The 3,017-nt window shown below is 67.3% G+C and carries 5 protein-coding genes; 1 reads left to right on the top strand and 4 read right to left on the bottom strand.

Annotated features, from left to right (window positions below; genetic code table 11):
• The 4 genes from WAW85_RS05280 to rimP all read right to left on the bottom strand — a co-directional run.
• Positions 1 to 326: translation initiation factor IF-2 N-terminal domain-containing protein (locus tag WAW85_RS05280; protein ID WP_422558594.1), on the bottom strand; the 326-nt coding region annotated here is incomplete at its 3' end.
• Between the two features lie 88 nt (positions 327 to 414).
• On the bottom strand, positions 415 to 723 hold the full coding sequence (locus WAW85_RS05275; RefSeq protein WP_422558593.1) for a YlxR family protein: 309 nt from the start codon (positions 721 to 723) through the stop codon (positions 415 to 417).
• A 36-nt stretch (positions 724 to 759) separates the two neighbouring features.
• Complete coding sequence (gene nusA, locus WAW85_RS05270; protein WP_422558592.1) at positions 760 to 1,815, bottom strand: transcription termination factor NusA; 1,056 nt, start codon at positions 1,813 to 1,815, stop codon at positions 760 to 762.
• Between the two features lie 107 nt (positions 1,816 to 1,922).
• Complete coding sequence (gene rimP, locus WAW85_RS05265) at positions 1,923 to 2,474, bottom strand: ribosome maturation factor RimP (protein WP_422558591.1); 552 nt, start codon at positions 2,472 to 2,474, stop codon at positions 1,923 to 1,925.
• Between the two features lie 238 nt (positions 2,475 to 2,712).
• Here rimP and WAW85_RS05260 point away from each other — a divergent pair.
• On the top strand, positions 2,713 to 3,017 hold a 305-nt coding region (locus WAW85_RS05260; protein WP_422558590.1), incomplete at its 3' end, for a hypothetical protein.

Raw genomic sequence — 3,017 nt, 5'->3', positions numbered from 1 at the left:
GCCGCGGGTGCGGCCGGGCCGGGCTTGACGACACCGGGCTTCGGTGCAGCCGACTTCGCAGCCGTAGGCTTCGCCGCTACGGGAGCGGGTGCCGCCGGTGCTTCAGGTTTCTTGGGTGCGGCCTTCGTGGCCGCTGACGCCGGGGCGCTATCGGCACCGCCGCCAGCTGATTTGAATGCTTCGCGCAGTCGACGGGCCACCGGGGCCTCCACGGTCGACGACGCAGATTTGACGAACTCGCCCTGTTCCTTCAGACGCTCCAGCAGTTCCTTGCTGGTGACGCCGAATTCCTTGGCTAGTTCGTGGACGCGGGCCTTGCCTGCCACTGCTCTCCTCACTTGGAGGTCGAGCGGGCTTCCGCTACGACCTCGGTTTGACTAACAACGTGCTCATCGTGACGACTTCACGGTGTGCTCATGTCTTCCACTCACCTGTCTGGCTCCCGGTGGAGCCCTCATGGCCGCCCCCGCCGAAAACCTCGGCGAAGTCGCTGCGCTGCACAGTCATCCCGCGCAGTCGGAGGGCCGGTCCGAATGCCTGTCGCCGCACCGCCGCAGTCACACAGGACTCCGCCGAATGCAGCCAGGCACCACGTCCCGGCAGGTTCTTCCGGTGGTCGATCATCAGCGTCGGCGTTCCGCTTCGGGAACCACATCCGCCTCGATCAGCCACCACCCGGACCAGCTCGGAACGTGTGCCGCGCTCTCGGCAGCCCACGCACATGCGGATCGGAGGTGTCGTCTCTGGAAGAACCACCGATCAGTCTAGCCCATTCCCGGGCGCGTCGGGACCACCGTCGGCCGGGGCCTCGTCCTCCGCGGCGGGACCGGGGTCGGCGTCGGACCGGATGTCGATCCGCCAGCCGGTCAGGCGCGCAGCTAGGCGGGCGTTCTGGCCTTCCTTACCGATCGCCAGCGACAGCTGATAGTCCGGTACGACGACCCGGGCGGCCTTGGTTTCGAGGTCGATGACTTCCACCGACACCACTTTGGCTGGCGAGAGTGCATGGCCGACGAACTCGGCAGGCTCGGCCGAATAGTCGATGATGTCGATCTTCTCGCCGCTCAGTTCGCTCATCACGTTGCGCACGCGTTGCCCCATCGGGCCGATGCATGCGCCTTTGGCGTTGAGCCCGGGGACCCCGGTGTGTACCGCGATCTTGGAGCGGTGGCCGGCTTCGCGCGCCACCGCGACGATCTCTACCTCACCGTTGAGAATCTCCGGAACCTCCAGTGCGAAGAGTTTGCGCACCAGATTCGGGTGGGTCCGCGACAAGGTGATCTGCGGTCCGCGCAGACCGCGCTGGACGCCCACGACGTAACACTTGACTCGGTCGCCGTGCGTCAGTTTGTCGCCGGGCATCTGCTCGGCCGGCGGGATTATGCCTTCGGCCACGTGGCCTTCGGTGCCCAGTTCGACCACAACCATGCCTTTGGCGTTGGCGCGCGCGTCGGCCTGCACGATGCCGCTGACGATCTCACCTTCGTGGGCGACCAGTGCGCCGAACTGCTTTTCGTTCTCCGCGTCACGCAACCGCTGCAAGATCACCTGGCGGGCGGTGGTGGCGGCGATGCGGCCGAAACCTTCGGGGGTGTCATCCCACTCATGGACGACCTCGCCCTCGGCGTCGCGCTCCTGCGCCAGCACTCGGACCTCGCCGGATTTACGGTTGATGTCCAGGCGCGCGTGCGGGGCGAAGCCCTCGGTATGCCGGTACGCGGTGAGCAGCGCGGTCTCGATCGCGGTGAAGACAGTTTCGGCCGGAATGTCCTTCTCGACCTCGATCAGCCGCAACGCGGCGATGTCGATGTGCATGGGGGTGACTCCTATTCGTTTGTCAGTATTGAATTCGGCCCGGTCGCGCTACTCCCGGCGCCACCATTCGTTTGTGCATATTCGGTTGTCGTTGGTCGGTGATCGCTTCAGCTGGCCGGCTCTCGCCGGCGCGCGATCTCCTCGTCGTCCAGACCGCAGCGGCGCAGCTCGGCGGGGCCTGGGCGGGTGAAGTCCACCTCGGTGACTGCGCGGGTGATGTCCGCAAGCGGCACCGCCACGGTGCTCATCCGGCCCTTGTCGTTATGCAGCAGGGTGACGGTGTCGTCGTCGACGTCGGCGACTCGACCCACCGTCTGCTCGCCGGTCGACTGGTCGCCACGCGTCACCGCGACTTTGCGACCGCGCGCCCGGCGCCAGTGGCGGGGCTGGGTCAACGGGGCGCCGATGCCCGGGGTGCTCACTTCGAGGTCGTAGACGTCGACATCGTCGAACAGGTCGGTCTCGTCGAAGGCATCGGAGAGGCTCCGGCTCACCGCGGCGATGTCATCGAGGCTGGCTCCTCCGTCGCGGTCGACGGTGATCCGCACATCCCGCCGCGCGCCCGAGCCGGACACTTCGACCCCTTCGAGGTCGTAACCGAGGCCGACGACCAACGGTTCGACCACGGCCTCGATCTGCCCGATCAACATCTCCGCCATGTCGCCTCCTTACGAATCTCTTGCCGACACAATCGACCTTCCATCCTAGGCGATGCGCGGGGCTGGCAGAATCGGGCGAGTGAGTCCCCAACCACCGCGCAGTGCCCCGTCCCGCCGGACCCTCTTTCGCGGCACCGCCGGACTCGGGTTAGTCCTCGCCGCCGGGCCGACTGTCACGGCATGCTCAACTGGCCCGTCGGAGCGGCAGCAGTCCGCGCAGGCTCTCGTTCCACTCCTGGTGTCCGCGCAGAACCAGCAGCGGCAGGCGCAGCAGCTCGCGCCGACCGAGACCGACTACACCAGGGCACTGGGCCAGGTGGCGACCGAACGCGGCGAGCACGCGCAGGCCCTGCTCGACGAGATCAACCGGCTGAACGCCTCCACCGCGAGCGATGTGCCGTCGGCAACCACTGTGAGGCCGCTGGACCTCGACGGGCTGCGCGCCGCCCTATCATCGGCTGCCACACAGGCGGCAGTCACCGCCGCCGAAGCCAGCGGTTTCCAGGCCGGGTTGCTGGCATCCATCAGCGCCTCGTGCACCAC

The sequence above is a fragment of the Gordonia sp. (in: high G+C Gram-positive bacteria) genome (assembly GCF_049299075.1).
GTDB lineage: Bacteria > Actinomycetota > Actinomycetes > Mycobacteriales > Mycobacteriaceae > Gordonia.
Note: the sequence above shows the minus strand (reverse complement) of the source record. Positions and strands in the feature narration are given on the sequence as shown.

Excerpts from the sequence above, each read along its gene's own strand:
- nusA (WP_422558592.1), bottom strand. The coding sequence starts at position 1,815 with ATGCACATCGACATCGCCGCGTTGCGGCTGATCGAGGTCGAGAAGGAC.
- rimP (WP_422558591.1), bottom strand. The coding sequence starts at position 2,474 with ATGGCGGAGATGTTGATCGGGCAGATCGAGGCCGTGGTCGAACCGTTG.
- WAW85_RS05275 (WP_422558593.1), bottom strand. The coding sequence starts at position 723 with ATGTGCGTGGGCTGCCGAGAGCGCGGCACACGTTCCGAGCTGGTCCGG.